The organism is Indolivaga capnocytophagoides, assembly GCF_036511535.1.
Taxonomy (GTDB): Bacteria; Bacteroidota; Bacteroidia; order Bacteroidales; family Dysgonomonadaceae; genus Dysgonomonas_A; species Dysgonomonas_A capnocytophagoides.
The window spans coordinates 1,904,092-1,927,470 of sequence record NZ_AP028867.1 but is presented as its reverse complement, the minus strand read 5'-3'; the positions used below and the strand labels follow the sequence as shown (position 1 = coordinate 1,927,470).

26 protein-coding genes are annotated in these 23,379 nt (G+C 36.3%); 18 read left to right on the top strand and 8 right to left on the bottom strand.

The features are described from left to right. Nucleotides 1–92: 92 nt before the first annotated feature. Together AABJ51_RS07925 and AABJ51_RS07920 are read right to left on the bottom strand one after the other, a co-directional pair. A complete protein-coding gene (locus AABJ51_RS07925; RefSeq protein ID WP_338375338.1) occupies nt 93–479 on the bottom strand; it encodes a hypothetical protein in 387 nt (128 codons plus the stop codon). Then, nucleotides 476–1,030 (bottom strand): RNA polymerase sigma factor, encoded by a 555-nt coding sequence (locus AABJ51_RS07920; protein WP_338375337.1) that lies wholly within the window; start codon nt 1,028–1,030, stop codon nt 476–478. Before AABJ51_RS07920 ends, AABJ51_RS07925 begins: the two co-directional genes overlap by 4 nt. A 149-nt stretch (nt 1,031–1,179) precedes the next feature. Here AABJ51_RS07920 and AABJ51_RS07915 point away from each other — a divergent pair, with 149 nt between their 5' ends. The 3 genes from AABJ51_RS07915 to AABJ51_RS07905 all read left to right on the top strand — a co-directional run bounded on the left by AABJ51_RS07915 (nt 1,180) and on the right by AABJ51_RS07905 (nt 6,411). Then, a complete protein-coding gene (locus AABJ51_RS07915; protein ID WP_338375336.1) occupies nt 1,180–1,626 on the top strand; it encodes a DUF6249 domain-containing protein in 447 nt (148 codons plus the stop codon). A gap of 95 nt (nt 1,627–1,721) precedes the next feature. Continuing rightward, entirely contained in the window at nt 1,722–3,506 is a 1,785-nt protein-coding gene (locus AABJ51_RS07910) for a hypothetical protein (protein ID WP_338375335.1), read from the top strand. Between the two features lie 106 nt (nt 3,507–3,612). Further along, complete coding sequence (locus AABJ51_RS07905) at nt 3,613–6,411, top strand: hypothetical protein (protein WP_338375334.1); 2,799 nt, start codon at nt 3,613–3,615, stop codon at nt 6,409–6,411. A gap of 136 nt (nt 6,412–6,547) precedes the next feature. Here the strand turns inward: AABJ51_RS07905 and AABJ51_RS07900 are convergent, their stop codons facing one another. Continuing rightward, nucleotides 6,548–7,309, bottom strand: coding sequence for a hypothetical protein (locus AABJ51_RS07900; protein ID WP_051290887.1), 762 nt, complete (start codon nt 7,307–7,309; stop codon nt 6,548–6,550). Between the two features lie 244 nt (nt 7,310–7,553). Here AABJ51_RS07900 and AABJ51_RS07895 point away from each other — a divergent pair, with 244 nt between their 5' ends. Beyond that, entirely contained in the window at nt 7,554–8,048 is a 495-nt protein-coding gene (locus tag AABJ51_RS07895) for an outer membrane protein (RefSeq protein ID WP_338375333.1), read from the top strand. Between the two features lie 167 nt (nt 8,049–8,215). Here the strand turns inward: AABJ51_RS07895 and AABJ51_RS07890 are convergent, their stop codons facing one another. Further along, nucleotides 8,216–8,404 carry a hypothetical protein gene (locus AABJ51_RS07890; protein ID WP_026627847.1) on the bottom strand — a complete coding sequence of 63 codons (189 nt, stop codon included), beginning with the start codon at nt 8,402–8,404 and terminating at the stop codon, nt 8,216–8,218. A 413-nt stretch (nt 8,405–8,817) separates the two neighbouring features. Between AABJ51_RS07890 and AABJ51_RS07885 the strand changes: the two genes are divergently transcribed. Together AABJ51_RS07885 and AABJ51_RS07880 are read left to right on the top strand one after the other, a co-directional pair. Further along, on the top strand, nt 8,818–9,609 hold the full coding sequence (locus AABJ51_RS07885) for an SDR family oxidoreductase (protein ID WP_338375332.1): 792 nt from the start codon (nt 8,818–8,820) through the stop codon (nt 9,607–9,609). Nucleotides 9,610–9,793: 184 nt separating this feature from the next. Then, nucleotides 9,794–9,916, top strand: coding sequence for a hypothetical protein (locus AABJ51_RS07880; protein ID WP_260204063.1), 123 nt, complete (start codon nt 9,794–9,796; stop codon nt 9,914–9,916). A 95-nt stretch (nt 9,917–10,011) separates the two neighbouring features. Here the strand turns inward: AABJ51_RS07880 and AABJ51_RS07875 are convergent, their stop codons facing one another. Both AABJ51_RS07875 and AABJ51_RS07870 read right to left on the bottom strand, forming a co-directional pair. After that, entirely contained in the window at nt 10,012–10,989 is a 978-nt protein-coding gene (locus AABJ51_RS07875; protein WP_338375331.1) for a DUF3887 domain-containing protein, read from the bottom strand. Further along, nucleotides 10,976–11,245 (bottom strand): DUF2089 family protein, encoded by a 270-nt coding sequence (locus AABJ51_RS07870; protein WP_026627844.1) that lies wholly within the window; start codon nt 11,243–11,245, stop codon nt 10,976–10,978. Before AABJ51_RS07870 ends, AABJ51_RS07875 begins: the two co-directional genes overlap by 14 nt. Nucleotides 11,246–11,536: 291 nt before the next feature. On the opposite strand from AABJ51_RS07870, the gene AABJ51_RS07865 reads away from it, so the two are divergent. From AABJ51_RS07865 to AABJ51_RS07840, 6 genes are all read left to right on the top strand, one after another. After that, complete coding sequence (locus tag AABJ51_RS07865) at nt 11,537–12,163, top strand: DUF4230 domain-containing protein (protein WP_338375330.1); 627 nt, start codon at nt 11,537–11,539, stop codon at nt 12,161–12,163. Between the two features lie 6 nt (nt 12,164–12,169). Then, nucleotides 12,170–12,748 carry a phosphatase PAP2 family protein gene (locus AABJ51_RS07860; protein ID WP_026627843.1) on the top strand — a complete coding sequence of 193 codons (579 nt, stop codon included), beginning with the start codon at nt 12,170–12,172 and terminating at the stop codon, nt 12,746–12,748. Nucleotides 12,749–12,916: 168 nt separating this feature from the next. Next, the gene (locus AABJ51_RS07855; RefSeq protein ID WP_338375329.1) at nt 12,917–14,248 is read left to right on the top strand and encodes a WG repeat-containing protein; all 1,332 of its coding nucleotides are present in this window, start codon (nt 12,917–12,919) and stop codon (nt 14,246–14,248) included. 190 nt (nt 14,249–14,438) lie between these two features. Beyond that, nucleotides 14,439–14,861 (top strand): hypothetical protein, encoded by a 423-nt coding sequence (locus AABJ51_RS07850; protein ID WP_026627841.1) that lies wholly within the window; start codon nt 14,439–14,441, stop codon nt 14,859–14,861. 240 nt (nt 14,862–15,101) lie between these two features. Beyond that, nucleotides 15,102–15,419 carry a hypothetical protein gene (locus AABJ51_RS07845; protein ID WP_026627840.1) on the top strand — a complete coding sequence of 106 codons (318 nt, stop codon included), beginning with the start codon at nt 15,102–15,104 and terminating at the stop codon, nt 15,417–15,419. 152 nt (nt 15,420–15,571) lie between these two features. Beyond that, nucleotides 15,572–16,456, top strand: a complete 885-nt coding sequence (locus tag AABJ51_RS07840) for a patatin-like phospholipase family protein (RefSeq protein ID WP_338375328.1) — start codon at nt 15,572–15,574, stop codon at nt 16,454–16,456. A gap of 24 nt (nt 16,457–16,480) precedes the next feature. Here the strand turns inward: AABJ51_RS07840 and AABJ51_RS07835 are convergent, their stop codons facing one another. Further along, nucleotides 16,481–16,906 (bottom strand): GNAT family N-acetyltransferase, encoded by a 426-nt coding sequence (locus AABJ51_RS07835; RefSeq protein WP_026627839.1) that lies wholly within the window; start codon nt 16,904–16,906, stop codon nt 16,481–16,483. 164 nt (nt 16,907–17,070) lie between these two features. Here AABJ51_RS07835 and AABJ51_RS07830 point away from each other — a divergent pair, with 164 nt between their 5' ends. From AABJ51_RS07830 to AABJ51_RS07810, 5 genes are all read left to right on the top strand, one after another. Next, on the top strand, nt 17,071–17,478 hold the full coding sequence (locus tag AABJ51_RS07830) for a DUF5856 family protein (RefSeq protein WP_026627838.1): 408 nt from the start codon (nt 17,071–17,073) through the stop codon (nt 17,476–17,478). 678 nt (nt 17,479–18,156) lie between these two features. Then, nucleotides 18,157–18,873, top strand: coding sequence for a histidine phosphatase family protein (locus AABJ51_RS07825; RefSeq protein WP_338375325.1), 717 nt, complete (start codon nt 18,157–18,159; stop codon nt 18,871–18,873). 54 nt (nt 18,874–18,927) lie between these two features. Then, nucleotides 18,928–19,650, top strand: coding sequence for a head GIN domain-containing protein (locus tag AABJ51_RS07820; protein ID WP_134436490.1), 723 nt, complete (start codon nt 18,928–18,930; stop codon nt 19,648–19,650). Between the two features lie 85 nt (nt 19,651–19,735). Further along, nucleotides 19,736–20,428: an HAD family hydrolase gene (locus tag AABJ51_RS07815; protein ID WP_026627835.1), complete on the top strand. Its 693-nt coding sequence runs from the start codon at nt 19,736–19,738 to the stop codon at nt 20,426–20,428. A gap of 189 nt (nt 20,429–20,617) precedes the next feature. Beyond that, nucleotides 20,618–21,181: an AAA family ATPase gene (locus tag AABJ51_RS07810; protein WP_026627834.1), complete on the top strand. Its 564-nt coding sequence runs from the start codon at nt 20,618–20,620 to the stop codon at nt 21,179–21,181. 65 nt (nt 21,182–21,246) lie between these two features. On the opposite strand, the gene AABJ51_RS07805 is transcribed toward AABJ51_RS07810, so the two are convergent. Beyond that, complete coding sequence (locus tag AABJ51_RS07805; protein ID WP_035332297.1) at nt 21,247–22,281, bottom strand: threonine aldolase family protein; 1,035 nt, start codon at nt 22,279–22,281, stop codon at nt 21,247–21,249. Nucleotides 22,282–22,672: 391 nt separating this feature from the next. Between AABJ51_RS07805 and folK the strand changes: the two genes are divergently transcribed. Next, nucleotides 22,673–23,155, top strand: coding sequence for a 2-amino-4-hydroxy-6-hydroxymethyldihydropteridine diphosphokinase (folK, locus tag AABJ51_RS07800; RefSeq protein ID WP_338375320.1), 483 nt, complete (start codon nt 22,673–22,675; stop codon nt 23,153–23,155). Nucleotides 23,156–23,379 lie beyond the last annotated feature (224 nt).

The window sequence follows — 23,379 nt, the reverse complement described above, 5'->3', positions numbered from 1 at the left end:
CTGTTAAATTATTTGCATCGAATGTATCTTTTATAAAATATTATGGCAAATATCGGTCTTTTTCTATAAAAATAAGAGAGGAAAGTCTAGGATTATAGATTGTGGTGTTTTTTATTTTTCAGATAATTCCGGATAAACATGTCGGCCAACAGTAAAATCAGAACCGATAGGCTCATTAATATCCACACAGGATTTACATTTATTGCCGGCATTTTGATCGAATAGTTTATTTCAGGTAACGAGAAATTTGTCTCTATACCCGAAAAATAAAATAAAACACAGGGTAGTATTACAATCGCTGCAATACCACCTATGAGAGCACAAGTGTTATATATTGTTCTGAGTCGTGATCTTTTCTTATTCTCTTTTGCCGCAACTGTTTGTATTTGTTGCATCAGTTTACTTTCGAATCCGGCTGATGGCTGATCTGTCCTGATTTCGAGAAATATATCTCTCAACTTATCGTCTGCTCGTTTCATTGCGATATAAGTTTATTGATTTCAAAATTCATAAATTTTCTGATACGATGCAACTTTACTTTTACATTTGACAGGGTAAGCCCTGTAATTGTTCCGATTTCCTGAATGGAATGGTCGTTGAGGTAAAACATCGTAATGAGCAAGGCTTCTTCAGCCGGGAGCATTTTCAATACCTGATCTAGATATTGCAGGCGTTCTTCACTGCTGATATCGTCTATCGAATCGCTGATTTCCATATCTGATACGGCACTCAGATAGCTGTCTTCCACGGCAATCACTTTTTGCGATTTTCTGATTTCAGTAATGGCCGTGTTATATGCTATACGGTACAACCATGTTGAGAATCCGGCATCGCCTCTGAACTTATCCAGAGATTGGTAAACTTTGATAAATATCTCCTGTACAATATCTTCGGCATCGGTATTATTATTGACAATTTTGGCGACAATAGTATATATCATCCGCTGGTATCGGCGAACGATATGTACAAAAGCATTAACTTCTCCGTTTCGGATACAGTTGATGTAATGTATGTCGTCAAAGTCGGTCATGCCTATAAGACGCACGGTGTTGAGATAGGTTACAAATGTATGTATATATTTTAACCGAAAATTTTTTTATTCGATTTTGTAACCTTTTTATATGCTGTCCGTCAAAATAAGCAAACGAATGAATGTCTAACTTTTAAATATATTGAAATATGGAAATTTTAATTCCTTTGGTAGTTGTTCCTGTTATGGTTTTAGGGATCTATCGTTTGTTTGAATTGTATGCACGCCGTAAAGAACGGATAATGATTATTGAGAAGATGCAGTTTAATGCTCCGCAAAAAGATCTGCATTTATCGGATAATTTGAATTTACCGATTTTGGGTAATGTTAATATCAAAATGTCTTCTTTATGGCCTCTTAGAGCCAGTTTGCTGATGATTGGGATCGGTCTTGGACTTATCGTAGCCTTTATTCTTGAATCTACTTTGACTCCTAATATGATGCCTGAATATTCAAGATACGATTATGATGTCAAGAGTAATATCAGTAATACGGTTGCTGTTATTTATTTCGCATGTGTTTCTTTATTCGGAGGAATAGGTCTGCTGGCTGCTTATTTTATAGAACAAAACAAGGAAAAAAAACAGAATAGCTAAGGTCTGATTAAAAAAATTAATTAAAGGGTGTTTTCCTCTCGGAAGACACCCTTGCTGTTTCCTATATTTTTATCTATAGAATAAAAGATAATAATATGGGATTTTATTCAAACAAAGAGATTGCCCAAGTTACCGAACCGAAAGAGCTTACTTTATCGGGTAATCCTAATTTTATAACATTCGATAGTGTAGGGAGTGGTAACCCCGACCAAAAAATGGAGTTACGCATAATAGTTGAGCGGTTAGCTAATTATGAAAATGGTATGCGAATTGACTTTAAGGAGGGATTGACAAACAGCGTATATTCGTTCCAGTCGACACGAAATCCGAATAAACTGGGAACCAATACTTTTCTGGTTGTAGAGGGGAGTGAAAATGCAACTGATCGATCGGATATAACGTCTACAGCTCAGAACCTATTGTTGTGCCTGAGGAATAATCCTTATTTAAGGAATAATTTCGAAATGTATATCAATCCTGATATTTCGGTAGGAGATGCTGACGGAGAATATTTGATCGATAATGGCAATATAATCGTAATTAAGGCCAATGGGTACGGTTCGCAGTATAACTTTCGGTGCGAATTGTTTTATGGTGAAGAATATCAGGAGAATAAACAAAAAACGGATTATATAGACGATATAATCAAAATAGAACAAATCGCGGAAGGTAGTTCGTCGGATTCCATAGACCGTGGCCTTGGAAATACCCGTGTGGAGATTGATTTGTATAGTGATGTCAAATCTGTGCTTGGTGATGATAAAAAAGAAATATCTAATAGCGGAACTTTCCTGACTACTTTATCTAAATCGTATTTCGGGCAGCCTGTTTGGTTTGAGCTCAATGCGCTCATGAATAAGAAAGCCGATTATTCTACCGCATTTCTCAATGCCGATACAGATTGGGTTGATAGCGGCTCGGTATCTTCTTTCCGTGTTGTTGCCCGAAGACAGATCAATGGCAGTAATCAGGTGTTTTATTATTCCCATCCTTTGTATGTAATAAATGGTTATGATGATCTGCTTGTGGAAAATGACTTGAAAAAAGTAAGTGATGATGGTACTGCCTATGTGATGGATTTTTCTCAGGATTTCACCGAAAAGGAGATCGTGAAAGTCAAACCTTTGACTTCCATGTACAACCGTACCCATATCAAAGGGCAGGAACAGTATTTTAATTTTATAGCAGAAAATTTCTCGGTGAAAGCACTTCCCTCTACCGATTTTCCGGACTTAGCTTTGTATTACAGGATGTATACCCAGTCGGGTGAATTTATTTCGGATTATATATCACACAAAATTGAGATCCAGAAATTAACAACGGCAAATACTGCAAAACTCGATCTGGATCGTTTTTTGCCATTGGCAGTAGCCGGCTCAAAAGAATTGATGGTTGGAGAAATAGAGGTGTTTTTATGTGCTTTTCACAAAAATGAAAGCTATAATTCGAGTATGCCGAAGACTATAATTTCAATGCCTTTGACTTTCAGTGTGTTTCCGGAATATCTATATACTGTTAATGACTTTGTCTTTCTTAATAAATGGGGTGGATGGGATAGTGTGAATTTCAGCGGAACGGATTCTACCGAGTTTAAAACAACAGCAACAACCATATTTAAGACTATAACTCCTCAGTCGGGAAGATTTTCGTCTATTGAGACTGTTACCAATAAAGTTGCTGAATCGCAGAAAATTGTACAAAGTGCACCAATGACTTACGATGGTATGGAGTGGTTGCAGCAAATGAGTGCTTCTCGGGCAGTATACGAAATAAGGACGCAAAGATATATCGTTATTGATGATATGTCTTTGAAATACAATAGAAAAGATGATCTGTTTCAGGCAGAGATGAAATACCATTATACCGACTTACCCAGATAAGGCCGCAGACCTATTTATAGCTTTGGCTAGTAAAACAACCAAAGTCCGTTATAAAGAAAAAGTATATCATTAAATACATTTTTGTTAACTTAACTTTTAGCATACAATGAATAATATAGAACTATATATAAATAACCGCTTGTGTGAGATTGCCAATGCGGAAAAGTTGGGTATTCGTCTCAACAGGATACTGATAAAACCAGCTGAACTGAATACCAAGGATGCTCAATACAGCTATTCGATAACCATTCCGTCAACAAATATTAATGATGAGATATTCGGTTTTGCCAATGTAGAGGAAGTGAAAGATAAGTTTAATCACGATTACAATGCTTTACTATATGTGGATGCCGTGCTTGTCTTTGATGGAAAATTCAGAATGAGTGAGATTGATAAGGATGGTAATTTTAAAGGGAATTTGCTTATTCCTGCTAAAAAGACTATAAAAGAGCTTTTCGGCGATACCAAAATGAATGGGCTCAAAACTACTTGGAGTATCGACTTTAAAGAGATGGTATCGAGCCTTAACAAATGGAATACAAAGTCCGGTACTCCCGATTGTATTTTTCCGTATGTATTGTACGGATTGCTGCCTAAAGTACCCAAAGATGCCAATGGTAATTATTCGGCAAAAGATGTTTGGGACGAAACGGTACGATTGGGTATAGAAGATTTTCCTCCTTCTATTAATTGCCTGCAGACCATCAAAAAGATATTCGAGACACTAAAGGATAAAGAAGGAAAGCCCCAAAATATTGGTGGAACTGCTTTTGATGATGTACGGTTGAAAAATCTGTATATGTCATACAGTAATCCTACCGATTATGCTCAGGAATGGAATTGGGGAGATTTAGGGACGATGAGTGTTAGTGGCAATTATAAAAGTATACGTGATTATCAGACAGATGATCCTATATTTGAACGAAGTATCTCTCAGTCAAGTATGGAAAGAGACCATTTCTATACAGTCAACCTTTTTAACTCGCACAATGTGGAATTTTCTGAGATACAGGATACCGGAACTAATATGACTTATTATAAAGAACCGGATGAAAGAAACCCTAGATACATTAAAAAAAATCTGAGAATCCGGATTCCTGCCAGTGGACTTTATAAAGTAAAATTATATTCGGATGTCCTTTTGTACAGAGGAGGCGAAAATGAATCAAGATATGACAAACATACAGATAGGACTTGGGCAAATACCCGAACTGGAAGAGACTCTAAATACAATAACTACTTTGGTATGAAGCGTTATGAAATCCAGGTTGTCAGAGATTTTGGTAGTGGCGATTTTGGATTTGACAATAAGTTGATAGCCGGATTCTACGATAAACCGAATTTACCGCAAAATGATAAGACCGGAACGGATGAACCTGAAAATTATCCGAAATGGTATCCCCAGGAATATTGCCCTATGATTGTCGATCCATCTTCTGATAATAAACTAATCAATGGCTTACACTTCGGTCAAACGGATAGAAGCGGAACTAATGATAGAAACCCTGAGGGAAAACCTTTTAATACCCTTTTTATAAAAAATGGTTATTCTTGGGACAGAACATTCAGTCAGGATAAAAAGATATGTTCGGCATATTACAATCCTTATAAGTACCATTATCATGGATATGTTTCCGAAGAATTGGAAAGTGATGATGATTATGATGTTGTTATAGGTAAAGAGTTAAGGGATAAGTTTAAAACAGATATACAAGATATTCCCATATCTGATATAAGCTATATATCGTCAGCCGATAATAATATCACAGGAGAGGGGCAGGCATCTTCAATCATATGGCTCGATAAGGGTGAGTGTGTGACGGTATGCTGGGTATCAGAAGCCGGAGATTTAAGAAAGGCTGGACATAGTGTAAAAAGGGCTGTAGGTCCCGTGATAGTCGAGGATTTGAATTTTCGTCTTTCTATAGAACCATTCCGTACAGATGAGGAATGGGTAACAATTAATAAAGATGGAGAAGGGACTGCTTCTATGAATTGGACGGATATTCCAAATTTTCAGAAAGGTGAAATTAATCTGATGAAATTTTTACCTTCTGAGCAAAAAGTGGATGAATGGCTCGATAATTTTTGTAAAGCATTTAACCTTCAATTAAATCAAATTGATAATGATACATTCGAATTGAATATAAAGCAGCAGCATGTTAATACTCATATTGCATCTGTACTTGATCTTGATAATAAAGCAGGTATTATTAAACGTTCTAACCAACCGTTGGGGCTGCCTGCTGTATTTGATATCGGTTTTAAAATTAATGAAGAAGAGAAAGGTTTTATAGATACAAAAGATAATGGAGGAGGAAAGATCGAAACGGGTAGTCTGGATGGATCTAGCGTAAATCAGACTTCTAATTTCTCTTATAATTGGTTTAAAACAATAACACAGACAGATAAAGATGGGAACTTGATACTGCAATTACAAATTCCAATTATTTCTAATAAAGAAGTTTGGGATGATACCGAAGATTATAGAGATATGTTGAAAAAAAAATATACTAATTATGCTCAACGCTTTTGGTATAGAAATGAAAATATATTATATAATTTGGGAGATGTATGGAAAACTAATGATATACTTACAGATAGTGATAAATCTCAAAACTTATTTATTCCTCAATTGTCAGATCTTTTGAAAAATAGAAATCCTTTAACATTGAGTTATAAAAATCAACCGAACTCAATACTACAAACTTATTTTAATGTAATTGCTCCTAACGATAGTAATTATACAGACATTGAATGTTACCTTTCTCCAGATGAATACGAGCAATTAAATGGAGCGAAATTAGTAAAGCTTAATAACGATTTGTATTATATAGCGTCGATCGAAGGGTATGATCCTCTTGGTAGAAATAAAACAAAGTTGAGGTTAATCAGAAAAATGTAAGATTCAGAAAAAGAGTATCAGAAATCTTTTTTCAATCTGTCATTGCGGACTTATTTCGCAATCTCCTGATCGTTAATATTTCTTATGGGGAGATCCCGTGTCAAGCACGGGATGACAGATTTTGATATATTCTTTTTTATTTTATGCGTTTATATAAATAAATATATCCTTTTTTAGGTAATATTTGTTGTAAGCTTAATGTATTATTTTCTATGATATATTTATAGGCTAAATTATCATTTAAACGTTTTATACCTGTTCCATTGATGTAATATTTAGTTATAGTATTAATTGAGCTAATCCATTCAAATGTTTCAGTAAAAGTTATAATTGATTTTGATGTTGTTTCACTTCCATCTATGTGTGTTATTTGCCATTCACCTTTTATAGGATTATATTTTCCTTGATATTGTGCATAATGAGAGTCTTTCGGGTCATTCCAGTCTCCATCCCATCTCCATTCTTTATGCACATAGGGTTTCAGTAACCATGTATTTGAAGAATTAATAAGAGTAAGAACATTATTTTTTATATTGTATTTATAGAAATTATCTTTTCCTACTCGGAATGCAGTGTTATTGATGACATATTTCTTTAGATCTGGATATGTAGGATCTTTATCTTCTGCCGGTTTCACTTTAGACTCCGACATATTCAAATCAGAACTGAATTTGATATAATAATGATCCGTATACTCTTTTCCGTTTAGCGAATAAGCTTGCCATTCTCCCTCTATGGGATTATAGCCTTCGGGTTTGTAGTTTTTATCGTTTTTGTCGTTCCAGTCGCCATTCCAATCAGATGGGGTAGGATCGGGATTTGGTGCAGGATAGTTATCATCGCTGCCACATGCTGTCAGTAAAAAAGAGAATAAAAATATGTAGAAAATCTTTTTCATGTTAGTTTTTTTGTGTTGCTGGTTGGTCAAAGATAATAAAATTTTAAATAACTTAAAATTAGTTTATCCGAAACCAGATAAACGGCTGTTAACTAAAATAGTTAGTTTTTTTTATGGAACAGCAGATAATAGAGGAGTGAACAATTTATCAGCCTTTTTAGTTAATTTAAAAGAGGGGGCAATCTGAATTCACATTTATTTGACTAGATTTACCCCCCGAAACAGACATTAAAATTTATACAATATGAAAAAATTATTACTCAGCATTGCACTTTTAGCAGGAACATTGGGCGTATTTGCACAATCGGAACAAGGCGAAAAATCATTGATCGGACACATAGGTGTACAATCAGATCCTGGTCGTTTCCTTATTGGTGCTCAAGGACGTTATGTAATTGCAGACCATATTCGTATAGCACCCGATGCGTCATTTATTTTTCCTAAGAATAAAATTACAGGTCTGGATCTGAACTTGAATGTTCATTATGTATTAGATGTCGACAACCAGGTGTCGGTTTATCCATTGGCAGGTATCGCTATGCAAAATGCCCGTTATTCTGGAGAGACTATCGCCGGAGAAAAACGTGGATCGGACAGTTTTACTAACTGGGGTTTCAATTTGGGAGCAGGAGGTAGCTACAATCTAAGCAGCAATACTTTTGTGAATCTCGAAATGAAGTATACATTCAGTGATGCAGATTGCTTTACTTTTGCATTGGGATATGGAGTTAAATTCTGATTAGATATATCGGATTAAATAAAATAGAAGAGAGTTGTTATCTAACAGATAACAACTCTCTTTTTTATCACTATTCCTTTCTGTAGCAAAAGGTATATGTATAAAAAATAAAAACTCTTTAGGCGACCTAAAGAGTTTCATCCTTAAAATGGAGTATATCCTCCAAATTAGTTTTGAGGAGCAGCAACAGCAGCTGAATCAACAACAGCAGTATCTACTGGAGTTTCAACAACTGGAGCAGGAGCTACAACTGTATCTGCAGGAGCAGCTTCTTCTGCAGGTTTAGAACCACCGTTACAAGCAGCAAATGATGCTGAAATTGCAGCAACTGCTGCGAACAATAATACTTTTTTCATTTTACCTTCTGTTTTGACGAAAAATTGTAAATAATTATCTTTTCGAATGCAAATGTAATATAAAAAATTACAACTTGAACAAAGATTTGCAAATGATTTACATAATTATGTGTAAGTCGCTGCTATTTTTTATGTTTATCGCTAATAATCTATGTTTTAGTAATAAAAAGATCGACCGGTCGGACAGTTTTTTTTCTCAAAAAAAGCAGTTTTATATCTCTATTTTATTTAGTTTTTTTAGTACATATCGACTTTTATCCTGAATTTTCAGAGAAATTCGGTTTCAAAACTATTATAAAGGAAGAATTTTTTTAAGATTTTTTTTTGAATGAGTTCTATCTCATCCCGATTTCGAATGTTTATTTACAATAACAATATGTAACTTTCGAAAAACTTTGATTTACATTGTATATATGAATATAACTTTAGAAGGAAAACATGTTCTGCTATGCGGAGGATCGCAGGGGATCGGATTGGCTGTAGCAAAATTATTTGCTCAGTCGGGTGCATCAGTAACGCTTATGGCTCGAAATGAAGACTCTTTGTCTGAGGCGTGTAAGTCACTCAGTGTGATAAATTCAAATCAGACACATAACTATATTGTGGCTGATTTGTCGGATCCGTATAAAGCAAGTGAGGCTTTGTCTGTTTATTTGAGTAAGGGCAATAATATAGACATATTGATCAATAATTCGGGTGGACCGTCTCCTGCGCCTCTTTTTTCGGAAAAACCCGATAAATTTCTAGCCTATTTCAGTCAGCATATTATAACGGCGCAGTTGTTTGTTCAACAGATAGTACCCTATATGAAAGACAGACATTGGGGACGTATCGTGAATATTATATCCACATCGGTAAAAACACCTATTCCCGGTTTAGGTGTCTCTAACACTGTGAGGGGAGCAATGGCTTCGTGGAGTAAAACTCTGGCGGGAGAACTGGCTCCTTTCGGGATAACTGTCAACAATGTTTTGCCGGGAAGTACCGATACAAGGCGTATTGCATCTATTGTAGCGTCGGACGCAAAAAAAACCGGCAAAAGCGAAGCTGAGGTTCGAGCGATGCGTGAGGAATCTATTCCGATGAAGCGGATAGGATCGCCGGATGAAGTTGCCGCCGGAATTGTTTTTCTGGCATCCGATCAGGCTTCCTACATTACTGGTGTCAATTTGCCTGTGGATGGGGGAAGTACTCCGGCTTTGTGAATTCTCGAAAAAATAAGCAGTTGCTAAGTTTGATCGTTTTATTTTGTATATTTACAAAGGAAGATGCGGTGTAAGTCGTTTTTAGGAATGTTTCGGATCTTCGTTGTCGATTTTGTTATAAGTAGAACATGCGGTTACGTTTTGATAAGTCATTAATTTCCGCTTATTATTAAAAAACTTTGATATGGATAAGAAAACAGCATTGGCATTGACGACTGTTGCGGTTGCGGCAGGTACTGCGGCATTGGTATTCTATTATTTGAATAAGGAAAAGAAGAAAAAGAAGATAGCTTTCCGGTTTGTTTAATTCTGGAGCCCTTTTTTTGAAGATTATATATGTATACCGAAGCCTGCATTTGAATTAATGCAGGCTTTGTTGTTTTAGTTTTCAATATCTTTACTTTAAGGTTTGATGAAGAATCCCGAAATCTGGTTTTCATTATTAAATGTGAATTGAATATAGGCTTTTTGTTTTTCGAAAAGGCAGGGGATGTACACGAATCTATAATTTCCCGATTGACTGTTTTTTATATCTGTACCGATGCTTTGCAGTTTGCCGAATTGAGATTCGATCTGAGCCATAGTTTGCTCAATCTCTGATATCGGAAGAGCTTTTTTCATAGCCGAATCGAAATATTTGTATGTCATTTCATATTTTCCCTCTTTTAGGGCTTGTGCCGCTTCTAATGAGATAGCATTGAGTTGAGAATAATCTATGTTACTTCGCAGTTCGGTTTTATCGGATGAAGGAAGTTCATCTTTCGGTATAAACTGTTCCGGAGATATGAGTAATGCAATAATAATGTAGCTTATTATTTCGGTCAGTATTACGGCTGCAATAAATCCGCTTACGGCTTTTGCTCCTTTTATGTTGCACGATACACTGAAGGCATTGTAAGATAGTATCAGCATCCAAATAATACTAATGAGTATGGTAATGATAAATATCCCGAAATAGATATAATTTTGAGTGTAAGGCATGACAACGTTTGCAGATGGGAGCAGTGAGCTTGTTACAACTATTGTTCCGTCCATAACCATGGGGATACTACAGATGAGAGCAATAAATATAAGAGGTGCTTTAGAAAGACAAAGAGTTCCTACAACATCAATAGCCCGTATAGATGACTTGCTTAACAGAGTCCCTATAATAAATAAAAGTAACGAAAAGAGGATGAATCCTGTCAGTGCGAGAAGAAAGGCATTGTATAAAGGTTGATGCATCAGCTTTACACTGATGACTCCTATAAATACAATGTGCTGTAGTTGTGCTATTATAATTGTCAGGATCAACAGGGCTAATCCGATAAAGAGAGCTTTTGCCCCGGCTATTTTATTAAACGGATTGAGCATTAATTGAAAAAGATTATTCTTGTTCATGGTTTTTCAGTTTAAGGATTATATCATCTAATTTATTTCGGACACTAGGGTAGCTCAGGTTCAGCAGTGACGCCATATCTTTGAGACTGCCACTGTTCTTTACAAAATTAAGAATGAAAAACTGATCTTCGGATGATAATTGAGCCAGTACAGGCAAATCGTATAATCCGTTGACTTCGGTCTCGCAATGTTCACACTTCAGACTTCTTACTTTCAGAAGGCTTTGGCAGCTTGGGCAAATACAAGGTAGTTTCATTTTTTTATTATATGTTTTTGCAATATTACTTATAATCATTGAATAAAATTGAATTATTTATTAATTAAATTAATTTAATTATTGTTTTTATTTATTTTGTATGAATATATTTAAAATATATAAGATGATTGCGGTAGGATATAAACTGTTAGTTTAGGTTAAATTATAAATCCTAAAATTAGCAGATTCCAAATCGGGTATCATTTTTGTATATCTTTGAATACCCAAAGCTCAGACTTAAGGCTTTAGGTTTTGTTTTACAATTATTTTATATTCGGGATTAATTATCTTATGAAGAAAATTTCAATAATAGCACTATTTATCATCGTTTTACTTGCGTTGATTGCTTTCATCATTTATTTGTTGAAATCGTCGGGGAATGAGGAGAAAGTATATGTTACACACGATGTGGTTGTTCAGCAAATTGAAGAATTAGGGAATCTGGAAGTCGTGAAATATAATATTCAGGACGTCGTACAATATGAAAAAAAACGCACATGGCTGCCCAATTCAAAAGCATCGTTGATGGTTGCGGGAGAAGTTATTGCTTGTGTGGATCTCACAAAATTAGGAAAAGATGATATTTTTACCGATAAAGATTCGGTGAGTCTTATATTGCCTGTTCCTGAGATTTGCCATTATAAGGTAGATCATTCGCGGTCGAAAGTATATAATATTGAGTATGGACTGTGGGAGACTGCCAAGCTTGTAGATGATGCTTATGCTCATGCCGAACAGCATTTGTATGAATCCGCTCTGAATATGGGTATTGCTCAGGAAAGCCGGCAGAATGCAATAAAAGTATTGACTCCGATTTTGAGGGGATTGGGTTTTACCCGTATTTATATTGGTTTTAAATCACCCGAGCAATCTTTATCTTCCGAACATGGAAATATAAAGCTTACTAATCCGAAATAACTATATATGCAGATATTGCAATTTACTTTTCCCGATTGGGACAGAGATTTATTTATGTTTTTAAATGGTAAGCATACTCCGGCTCTCGATTTTCCGATGTATGCTATCAGTACATACTTATTCTGGGCATTGTGCTGTGTCGCTCTTATTGTGTTCATGGTTTACCGCAACCGGACATGGGGCAAATGGGCTGCTTTATTTATGATGGGAGGTGTTGCAATGAACAGCTTGGTTAACAATCTTCTGAAGATTGCGATTATGCGTCCCCGTCCGGGATATGATCCACTGATTAAGGATATTATGCGTCAGCTCGAAGATCCCGGGACCAGCTATAGTTTTTTTTCGGCACATTCGTCCAACTCTATTTGTCTGGCGTTATTTTCTGCTTTGTATTTTCGAAACAAGTATTATTCGTTTATAGCCTTTGTCTGGGCATTGGCTATAGCTTACAGTCGTATTTATGTAGGAAAGCATTATCCGTTGGATGTCATTTGCGGATTGATGTTCGGGATAGTTACAGGCTGGATTTCTTATTGGTATTATAGAAGGTTCTATCGGAAAAAGTCGGTATTTATAAAAGAATAAATCCCGGTTGATTTGGGCATATTTAAGATGCCTTTTATAATTTATGTCTGTAGTATAAGTATATAGAAGTGTTTAATGGTAAGTTTTCAAGTTATAACAAGCTTATATTGTTTGCTTGCCAAAGTAATAAATTAGTCAGAGACCTTAAAAAGCAGCAAATATTCTTTTATGAAATATGTGTTATTTATTTTTCTGCTCTTTGCGTCTGTATTCTTTACAGATGCGCAATCCGTTAAAAAATATGGGGTTGTTAATCTGGAAGGGGAAATTATTGTTCCGTTGATATATGAAAAAATTTTGCCATTCGAAAACGGCTACGCCCGTGTTATACGTCGCGAACGTTATGGTTTAATCGATTCTTCAGGAAAGGAGATATTGGAGTGTAAATACCAGGATATACGTGATATTTTAACAGACCGTATTGTTATAAAACTCAACAATAAGTATGGTGTAATAGATTTTAGAGGTAATGTAATAATTTCGTTTGATCAAAGCCGTATTGTTACTCTTGCAAATGGTTTCTTTTTGGCGTATAAGTCGATAACTTGCGGAGTGTATGATAATAATGGCAATATTACTGTTCCTTTTTCCAATAATATACTAGTCCCTTTTTCCGGAGACAGGAGCCTTTTGTTTTCTGTCGATTCTTTCAGACAGAATACAAAGATGATCGATTATCGTAATAATGAGATTCCTGCTTTTACAAATAAACGAATCCGAGACTTAGGTAATGGTTATTTAGGAATAAGTCAACCTCAAAAAGGCATATATAAAGTCGTTGATATTAATGGCAGGGAAATTAATCCTCAGGTGCAGCTCGATGATAGCCAAACTTTTGTAGGAGATTATTTACGCTATTCCATTAATGGTAAACTTGGACTCATAAATATAAGGGGAGAGCAGGTTTTAGCTCCTGTTTATAAACGTATATTTGATTTTAGTGACGGTTATGCAAAAGTTTTGAAAGATTCGACTCGATTCGGGGATAATCAATATGGTGTAGTGGATACTGCCGGAAGAGAAGTGATCCGTTGTATGTATGATGGTATTGGCGAATTCTCGGACGATCGTATTATGGCTTTTGCAGAACAAAAATATGGGTATCTGGATAAGAAGGGGAGGGTGGTGATTCCTTTTGAATATGATGAAGGCAATTCGTTTCAAGATCGTATGGCGATAGTAGCAAAAGCCCGTCATTATGGAGTAATTGATACTTTCGGACGGATTGTGTTACCGTTTGAATATGACGATATAAAGTATTTGGGAGCTTCTGTTTTTGCGGTTTTCAGAAATGGGAAGTGGGTAATTATAGACAAAGCTAAGCATCAGCTAGGTTCGGCTGAATACGACTTTGTCGGCAAATCGTATGCAAATAAATATATTGCAGTTTCGGTCAACCGAAAATGGGGTGTTCTAGATTATTCGGGAAAAGTCGTTTTACCGTTTGAATATTCTGCTGTGGATAACTATGGCGATGATGTATTTGTGGTCGGCAAATGATTTATAATCAGTATAATTATAGTTTTAGAGTATGTTTTTCTCTGAACATTTACTCATATAAGTTGTTTATTTTAAAATAGATCGGAAAAATAAACCCGAATCTTAATTTGACAAAAGGGATTTTAATATCAATAATTGATGACTCGAAAGAAAGTCAAATGGGTCTGAGACCTTAAAATAAATAAAGTATATGAAAAAGAATTATGTATTAGCGATTAGCGTAGTAGCAGTAATGGCGTTTGCCTCATGTGGAGGAGGTAAGACTGAACAGCCAGCTGTAGATCCGGATTCAGTAAATGTAGTAAATGATGTGAAAGATGCCGTTGATACAGCCGGAAAGGCCATTGAAGATGGAAGCGAAAAGGCAGTGAATGATGCTAATCAGGTTATTGATGAAACATCAGATAAATCTAAAGATTTACTCGATAAGGCAAAAGATGAAGCCGGTAAAGGAAAAGAAGGTGTTGAAAAAGCCTATGATAAGAGTAAAGACGCTGTAAAAAGTGGAGCTAATGCTGTAAAAACAGAAGCTGAAAAGGCTGCTGATAAAACCAAAGATGCGGCAAAAAGCGCAAAAGATAATTTGAAGAAAGAAGCTGATAAACTTAAATAAGATGTAGCAGCCGATATATAAAAACCTTTCGTATTACGAAAGGTTTTTTTTGATTTATTAAAGGCTTTGAATTAAACATTTTGGGGTTTTATTCCGTTTATTGAATAAATGATTATATATTTGATGTAATCAAACAACAAAGGGATAACGAAAGATACAGCTGTCTGCTGTGTCAGTTCTTTACAAATAGATAAATATAAAGGTCGTAGACCTTACATCAATAAATAAAAAAGCAGAACTATGAGAAATTTTTTATTAGGCTTGGCTGTTGGTGCAGCGGCTGCATACGTAGCTACTAAATTAGTTGATGATGAAACTCGTGCCGAATTATATGATGACTTGGATAAAGCAACCGAGAAAGCAAAAGATAAATTAAGACACGGAGTAAGTGTTGGTAGAGGTAAGGCTTTGAGAATGGGCGTTCGTGCCAGACAAGAGGTGCGTGCCGGAAAGAAGAAACTAAGTCAGACTGCCGGAGATTTTGCAGGAAAGTTGTCGGATGAATTGGCTGAACTTGAAGAAAAAGCGAAAGCAAAGGCAGCCGAAGTAAAAGGCTAAAATCGAAAGGTGTCGATAGATACTAAACGAATAAATTTCGGACAGAATAAGGCGGGGATGTTATTGCCCTGTCTTTTTTGTCTTTTTACTGTTGAGAAGCATCTTCTTTTTTAGTTAATGAAAAGAATACAGGTCTAAGACCTTAATTGATTATGGATGATATAAATCGTGTCGAATTTGATAATACGGCTTTAGTGCTTGAGGGTGGTGCATTGAGAGGAGTTTTTACCTGCGGTGTATTGGATTGGATGATGGATAATAATTTCTATTTTCCTTATATGGTAGGAGTTTCGGCAGGAGCCTGTAACGGAGCTTCTTTTATTTCGAGACAGAGAGGAAGAGCCAGGTATAGTAATATAGAGCTGCTTGATAAGTATAAATACATAGGCTTTAAGCACTTTGTAAAGAAGCGTAACATGATGGATTTCGATCTGTTATTCGATGATTTTCCTAATCGGATATTGCCGTTCGATTTTCCGACCTATGAGAAAACCGATACCCGTTTCGAGATTGTAGTCAGTAATTGTATCACCGGTAAAGCAGAATATAAAGAGGAGTATAAAGATCATAACCGCCTGCTCGATATTCTAAAAGCATCGAGTAGTATGCCCTTTTTTTCTCCCATAACTGAGGTTGATAAAGTTCCCATGCTCGATGGTGGAGTTTGCGATTCTATTCCTGTGGAACGAGCCATGTATAAGGGATATGAGAAAATGATCATTGTCGTTACCCGCAACAAAGGATACCGGAAAAAAACGGATGGCCTTAAGTTACCCGCCATCTTTTTTCGTAAATACCCTAAGATGAGGGAGGCAATAAATCAGCGGAATGAAATTTATAACAGGCAGCTCGAGCTTGTGGAGAAGCTCGAAGAAGAAGGACGTGCGGTCGTTATTCGTCCTATTGAACCAATGACCATCAATCGCATAGAAAAAGATACAAATGTTCTTTCCCATTTTTATGATCATGGGTATGACTGTGCCCAATTAACATTGGGGTATAGGGTAGGTAAGCAGAAGGAGGCAGAAAAGCTTTGACGCTAATAGACTAATAGAGATGATTTATTTCATGTCTTTGGTGAAAAACTTCGTTATTTCGTGGTATCCTTGTCTTTCATAAAAGCGATGGGCGTCGTGTCTTTCTTTCCGGCTAAATACATTAATGGCTGAGCACCCTTTATCCTGAGCTTTTTGGATGGCAAATTCTTCAAGCTCTTTACCTATGCCCTTGCTTCGTACTTTTTTGTCTACGACAAAATATCCTATTTCACAAAAATCCCCGTCGAAGGCTAGCTGAATGGAGTAATGGAGTGTTATAAATCCAACAACTATATTGTCGTCGGTATAAACAAACACTTCGTCGCTTCCGGACTTTAGAAGTTTGTCGAGCCTTATATTGATTGTTTCCACAGGGTATTCGTACCCTAGCTGATCAAGAAGATCTTTTATTCGGCTGCAATCCGCAGACCATGCGTTACGTATCGGCATATCTGATAATGATAATTTTATTGAATAAATATACTAAAAATGAGATATAAATAATAGTTTATGTATATATTCGTATCAACAAAATATATGTCTCTGAAAGTGAACAATTTCGGGCTTACAACGTTTATATACTACAATACAGAAACAAATTAAACTATAAAGCTATGAGTACTACAACATTGAAGAAAACAAAAGGAATCACAGTATCAACAAAAGAAGTGGGCGCATTTGTAGGACAAATTGTCGCATTTAACAACAGTTTGAAATTATACCATTGGCATGTTACGGGTGTAGCAAGCTATGCACAACATATTGCTATCGATCAGGCTTTGGAAGACCTGTCTGAAGCAACAGATCGTTTGGTTGAAACTACTTATGCTCAGGCTAATGATTTGACTATTGTTATTCCTGAAACAAAAACTCCTGCTGACTTGGTAAAACATGTAAGCGGATTTTATGATGTAGTCGAAGATGGCCGTAAATACTTTACAGAAGCATTTACTCAGGCTATTATCGATGATTATGAAGAAGCTCTTCAACAATTATTGTATAGAGTAAAAAGATTGCAGTAATATTCCTGTAATATCAGATAAAGCAGGCTCCGGTTACGATCGGAGCCTGCTTTTTTTGTATAAATGTGAAAAAATGTTATATTGAATACTTCACCCCTGTTATTTAATTATAAAATAAGATGTTGTCATTTGTCATATGTTTCTTATACTATATCTTTGTTTCATAAGATTTTGAACAGAACTCGAATAAATGATTTGTCCCTCAGGTAGTCTATATCCTGCTACATTGTCGTATACAATAATCCACAGATCTTTTTGGGAGTATTAAGAACAATAAGAATCTGAATGATGATATCTATATCTATTTATAACATACACGTATTGATGCTTAGGCGCATTTTTTTTTCTTTCAGAAATTAGTGTTTAAGATATGTTTTTTATTTTTTGTAATATATATGTCTTATTGAGACTTAACTCGTCTGAAGGAGACTAGGTATTTGGCAGCAGGCTGTAGGGATTACAGTCTGCTGTGTTTTTTTAGAATATAGTGCGGATGTTGAGATTATAAGTTATTCTGTCGGCAAAAAGAGTTATATTTGTATGGATAACCATTTTTTATTCGGTTATATTAGGTATTAAGTAAACAGTAAGTATCTGAAGCAATATGATGTAGCAATCAGTTGTATTTACACTTACACAGGTAATAAATAGGTCTGAGACCTTAAGATAATAAAATTTATGGCTTCTACTCTTGTTTTTTATATTGTCCGCCATGGCAAAACATTGATGAATACATTAGATAAAGTTCAGGGATGGTGCGATTCGCCACTTACTGACGAAGGTATTAAAGTTGCTGAGTATCTCGGTAAAGGATTCAAAGATATATCATTCGATGCTGCATATTGCAGTGATCTACGCCGCACACGCCAGACTGCACAAACGGTATTGAAGGCAAAAGGACAACCCGATTTGTCGGTGACAGAGATGTTTGGATTCAGAGAAGCTTGTTTTGGTAGTTACGAAGCCGGATCTAATCACCGTATGTGGGGAGATGCCGCTTTGTACATGCACTATACCCGTCTCGAAGATATGTATAACGATATATTTTCTGGCAAAGCATCACATAGTGATACTCTGGATGCGATAAACAAACTCGACAGGATGGGCATTGCTGAAAGTTTCGCTCAGGTTGAAGAACGTGCACAGTCTGCCCTGAAGGAGATTGCTGCAAAAGAATCTGCTGACGGACAGGATAAAACAATACTTGTAATTGCTCATGGTATGAGTATTATTTGTTTATTGCATAATTTGGGAGGAAAAGACTTATTGAAAGGTGCTTTAGATAATGCCGCTGTTTGTAAAGTAACATATACTGCAGGTAAATTTACTGTTCACACCATGGGTGATATGAGCTATGTAAACAAAGGCAAAGAATTGGCCGGTGTTGAGCAATAAGGTCGCAGACCTTTTTATTCAATTCATTTACCTGAAAATTAAACATATTATATTATGAAAACAACTATTCGGACTATTGTTTACAGCTGTTGCTTTGCTGTTTTGGCTTTGGCTTCATGCAAAGGAAAGGCTGTTGAGGGAGACGGTAATGTAATTGCTCATGAAATACCAGTCGATATTTATAGTGAAATACGTGTCGAAGGAGCTTTTGATGTAATATACGAGGCCAAGCCCGATGAGGCTGCTTACCTTCGTGTAGAAGCGGATGATAATATTATTCCTCTGGTGGATATTAAAACCAAGGGGCGCAGTTTGAATATTAAAGCAAGAGAAAGTATAAATCCCAGCCGTTTTGTCGTGTATACTAATTCTCCCAGTTTAAAATACATAGAAAGCAAGGGTGCATCCAATGTTACTCTAAAAGGTTCTATTGCGGGCAGTGAACTAAAAATAGAAATGAAGGGAGTCGGAGACCTCAATGCCGAGAACCTGATTTATGAAAAGTCCGAATTTAAATTGCAGGGAGCAAATGAACTGAATCTTGCTGGCCAATGCCACAAGGCTAAGTTCGAACTGTCAGGTACGGGGGATATTAAAGCTTCGGGGCTAGCTGTCGATGAATTGGAATGTAATCTCAAAGGCAGTGGCAATATGGAGGTTAATGCGCTGGAAAAGCTGAGCATTGAAATAAAAGGAAAGGGCGAAATTGCATATAAAGGAAATCCCCAAATTACTAAACAAAAGATAAAAGGAGCAGGCTCTGTCAGAGTATTGTAATCTAAACAGATAAGATGTTTGATTAGTATAACAGGCTTTGTCTGTTTTACTTACCAAAGCAGATAGATAGGTCTGAGATTTCTTGATTATGAATGATATTCGAATAATAGGTTTTGATGCCGATGATACACTATGGGTAAACCAATCTTACTTTGACGAAGCTGAGTTTCGTTTTAGGGAATTATTGTCGGAGTATATTCCTTACGAATCGGTTGCCGAAGAATTACTGAAAGTGGAGATCCGTAATATGGATTTGCTTGGCTTTGGTGTAAAAGCATTTACCCTGTCGATGGTAGAAGCTGCACTCAGCATATCAGAGAATAAGATTTCTCAGGATGCTTTGTTTGAGATAGTACAACTTGGTAAAGGAATTATGCAAAAGCCAGTTGAGTTATTAGACGGTGTACAGGATGTACTTTCGAAATTGAGTGGACGTTATAAGCTGGTGGTCGTTACAAAAGGAGATTTGCTCGATCAGGAGCGAAAGCTCAGAAGGTCGTCTCTTGAACATTACTTCCATCATGTGGAAATTGTCAGTGATAAACAGTCCGATGATTATCGAAAATTATTGAGACAGTTAGATTGCAGACCTGAAAATTTTTTGATGATAGGCAATTCAATGAAGTCAGATATTGTTCCGGTCATCGAGTTAGGGGCTTATGCCGCTTATGTGCCTTTTCATACAACATGGGCACACGAAACTACAGATAAGAAGATTATAAGCCCTAATCTAATACGTATTGATAAAATAACAGAGATACTGCCTTATCTGAAATGATGTTACATCATATATTTATTATATATATATTTGGAGTCTTCCTTTTATAAGCCTCCATTTTTTTCTTCTCTTTATTCTGATTACTTCCCCAAGTGTTGATTTTTCCCGACACAAATAATCCTTACGTACGAGAGCATTTATGTTTACAGAGTCAATAAATAGGTCTGCGGCCTTATAAATGATGGAAGTATGAAAATGAAAGATAATTTTTATATTCTAACCGGAGGTCCCGGTGTAGGAAAAACGACTTTAATTGAAGAATTGAAGGGTAGGGGGTATCTGTGTGTTGCAGAGGTTGCCCGCGAGATAATAAAAGATCAGTTAAGATGTAATGGAAATGCTTTGCCTTGGCTCGATAGCAAGAAGTATTCGGAGTTGATGCTCTCTTATTCGGTTCGAGATTTTACAGAGAGGATTGACTGTAACGAGCTTTACTTCTTCGATCGGGGTATCCCTGATACATACGGATATGAGCAGTTGATGAATTTTAGGATCAATGAAGCCCTTATAAAGGCTGTCGGTGCATACCGATATAACCCCTTGGTATTTATTCTGCCTCCCTGGAAAGATATATATGAGACAGATAATGAGCGAAAACAAAGTTTTGTTACTGCTGTAGAAACAGATAAAGTCATGAAACGCAGCTACACTGATTGTGGATATACCGTAAAAGAGGTCCCTTGCTTACCTGTATCTGAGAGGGCTGATTTTGTATTGGAGCAGATATGCAGATATGGAACTTCCATCCTTTAAATAAAAATAAGCCGTAGATCATTTGAATTGAACCACGGCTTATTTTTATTTCGGTTATGATGGTTTTACAGCCAGCGTTCTAAGTCGGCAATGAAAGCGTCTACTTTGACTTCGGGTGTAGCCCACGATGTAACCATGCGTATAGCGGCTTCTTCACTGTTTATATGCTCCCATATGTAGAAATCGTATCGTTTTTCCAATTCTTCGATGGTTCTCAATGGTAGTACCGGAAATATCTGATTGGTATCCGAATCGGTCAGAAAATTGTGATGATCCATTTTTTTTAGAGCCTTTGTAATTTTGGCTGCCATATTGTTTGCATGCCGTGACAGATCGAATATCAAACCATCTTTTAACAAGGTGTCGAATTGTATACCTAAGGTACGTCCTTTGGCAAGCATTGCGCCGCGTTGCTTTTGATGGTATTTGAAATCTTTTTTCAGATTATCGTTGGTAATCACAATGGCTTCTCCGAAAAGAGCTCCGCTTTTGGTTCCTCCCAAGTAAAAAACATCGGTGAGGCAGGCTATGTCTTTTAGTGTAAGTTCGTTCGATGAAGCAGTAAGGGCAGATGCCAAACGAGCTCCGTCCATAAAAAGATAAAGATCATTGGTACGGCAGAATTCAGACAATTCTATCAACTCCATTTTTGTGTATATAGTCCCTATTTCCGTAGAGTTAGAGATATAAACTACACGTGGGCGTACTGTATGATATTCAGGAAATTTTTCGAGCAGTGGTTGGATATCGTCCGGACAAAGTTTACCATCCGGAGACGAAACAATCTCTACTTTATGTCCTGTAGCTTCTATTGCTCCTGCTTCGTGGGTGTTGATATGTCCTGTATCCGCAGCTATCACGGATTCGAATGGTTTAAGGATTGAAGACAAAACCAGTAAGTTTGCAATAGTACCACCGGAAACCAGATATATATCTGCATCGGGTTTTTCTGTAAGATTGCGTAAATGCTGTTCGGCTCTTTTCGAGTATTCGTCATCACCATATCCGGCCTGCTGTTCCATATTGGAACGTGTTAAGGCTTCCAGTATAGCCGGATGACATCCTTCGCTGTAATCATTAGTAAAACTATGTATAATCATTGCAAGGTGTAATGTTTAAGAACTCTGACTTATTTTCCTCGCCTTCGTTTCGGCGATTGTTAATTGTTGCTTTTATAAGTATTGTTATAGCAGATAGCCGGATCAATATAATATGTCATCCAATTCTATCGGCTTCTTATTCTCTGATAAAGCCCCCCGAAGGTACAGACTTTAGCTGTAAAAATAAGTCAACTTGTCTTTATTAATAATAATATCTTGACATAAAATAACAAAAATAAAGATTTTGAAATATTCTACCGAAAATTTACAGTAAAGGTTACACATGATGGCAAAAGATTAACTGTAAAGTAGAGTGGATTCTGAATTAGGCTTTATATTTGTCTTCCAAAGATAAGATATTGCTATAAAATTTAAACAGACTCTACTATTTATGAATAAATCGGAAACTCTGCATGATGTATATCTGGGCTTAGGTTCTAATCTGGGTGATAAGGTCGAATTGTTGATGTCTGCGGTCAGGAATATTCAGATAAGGATAGGACATATTGAGGCATTGTCACCTCTGTATGAAACCTTGCCGGAAGGGTTTGAGTCTGATAATACTTTTGTAAATGCTGCTTGTCTGGTAAAAACCAAACTTTCGGCTGAAGAAGTCCTCGAGTGTACGCAGGTTATAGAACGGGAATTGGGCAGGCGGAGCAAATCTGTCAATGAGGTGTATTCGGATCGGTGTATAGATATAGATATTTTGTTGTATGACAGTTCGATTGTAGAACTTCCCCATCTGATTATACCTCACAAGCATCTGCATGAACGGAAGTTTGTCCTTCAGCCATTATCGGATATTGCTTCTGAAATTGTGCATCCGATCATCGGTAAAACAATATTTCAGCTCAATGATGAATGGGAGTGATGTAACTCTTTTTATTTTATCTATATAGAAAGGGGGCTTTGAAATCAGATTAACCGTAAAAAGGTGTCATCCGAGAAAGTGTGCAATTTCGCAGTAACCTTTGTAACCTTTTCAATAAGGATATTCAGGCAGAGAAAAACGGTATTTCGAGATATTTTATATTGAATAGTACTAAAATCGGTATATTAGCGATCATAAAGCAGAGTCTTTTTTATTGTTAAAGT

Coding starts and splice junctions, on each gene's coding strand:
- AABJ51_RS07925 (WP_338375338.1), bottom strand. CDS start 479: ATGAAACGAGCAGACGATAAGTTGAGAGATATATTTCTCGAAATCAGG.
- AABJ51_RS07920 (WP_338375337.1), bottom strand. CDS start 1,030: ATGACCGACTTTGACGACATACATTACATCAACTGTATCCGAAACGGA.
- AABJ51_RS07915 (WP_338375336.1), top strand. CDS start 1,180: ATGGAAATTTTAATTCCTTTGGTAGTTGTTCCTGTTATGGTTTTAGGG.
- AABJ51_RS07910 (WP_338375335.1), top strand. CDS start 1,722: ATGGGATTTTATTCAAACAAAGAGATTGCCCAAGTTACCGAACCGAAA.
- AABJ51_RS07905 (WP_338375334.1), top strand. CDS start 3,613: ATGAATAATATAGAACTATATATAAATAACCGCTTGTGTGAGATTGCC.
- AABJ51_RS07900 (WP_051290887.1), bottom strand. CDS start 7,309: ATGAAAAAGATTTTCTACATATTTTTATTCTCTTTTTTACTGACAGCA.
- AABJ51_RS07895 (WP_338375333.1), top strand. CDS start 7,554: ATGAAAAAATTATTACTCAGCATTGCACTTTTAGCAGGAACATTGGGC.
- AABJ51_RS07890 (WP_026627847.1), bottom strand. CDS start 8,404: ATGAAAAAAGTATTATTGTTCGCAGCAGTTGCTGCAATTTCAGCATCA.
- AABJ51_RS07885 (WP_338375332.1), top strand. CDS start 8,818: ATGAATATAACTTTAGAAGGAAAACATGTTCTGCTATGCGGAGGATCG.
- AABJ51_RS07880 (WP_260204063.1), top strand. CDS start 9,794: ATGGATAAGAAAACAGCATTGGCATTGACGACTGTTGCGGTTGCGGCA.
- AABJ51_RS07875 (WP_338375331.1), bottom strand. CDS start 10,989: ATGAACAAGAATAATCTTTTTCAATTAATGCTCAATCCGTTTAATAAA.
- AABJ51_RS07870 (WP_026627844.1), bottom strand. CDS start 11,245: ATGAAACTACCTTGTATTTGCCCAAGCTGCCAAAGCCTTCTGAAAGTA.
- AABJ51_RS07865 (WP_338375330.1), top strand. CDS start 11,537: ATGAAGAAAATTTCAATAATAGCACTATTTATCATCGTTTTACTTGCG.
- AABJ51_RS07860 (WP_026627843.1), top strand. CDS start 12,170: ATGCAGATATTGCAATTTACTTTTCCCGATTGGGACAGAGATTTATTT.
- AABJ51_RS07855 (WP_338375329.1), top strand. CDS start 12,917: ATGAAATATGTGTTATTTATTTTTCTGCTCTTTGCGTCTGTATTCTTT.
- AABJ51_RS07850 (WP_026627841.1), top strand. CDS start 14,439: ATGAAAAAGAATTATGTATTAGCGATTAGCGTAGTAGCAGTAATGGCG.
- AABJ51_RS07845 (WP_026627840.1), top strand. CDS start 15,102: ATGAGAAATTTTTTATTAGGCTTGGCTGTTGGTGCAGCGGCTGCATAC.
- AABJ51_RS07840 (WP_338375328.1), top strand. CDS start 15,572: ATGGATGATATAAATCGTGTCGAATTTGATAATACGGCTTTAGTGCTT.
- AABJ51_RS07835 (WP_026627839.1), bottom strand. CDS start 16,906: ATGCCGATACGTAACGCATGGTCTGCGGATTGCAGCCGAATAAAAGAT.
- AABJ51_RS07830 (WP_026627838.1), top strand. CDS start 17,071: ATGAGTACTACAACATTGAAGAAAACAAAAGGAATCACAGTATCAACA.
- AABJ51_RS07825 (WP_338375325.1), top strand. CDS start 18,157: ATGGCTTCTACTCTTGTTTTTTATATTGTCCGCCATGGCAAAACATTG.
- AABJ51_RS07820 (WP_134436490.1), top strand. CDS start 18,928: ATGAAAACAACTATTCGGACTATTGTTTACAGCTGTTGCTTTGCTGTT.
- AABJ51_RS07810 (WP_026627834.1), top strand. CDS start 20,618: ATGAAAATGAAAGATAATTTTTATATTCTAACCGGAGGTCCCGGTGTA.
- AABJ51_RS07805 (WP_035332297.1), bottom strand. CDS start 22,281: ATGATTATACATAGTTTTACTAATGATTACAGCGAAGGATGTCATCCG.
- folK (WP_338375320.1), top strand. CDS start 22,673: ATGAATAAATCGGAAACTCTGCATGATGTATATCTGGGCTTAGGTTCT.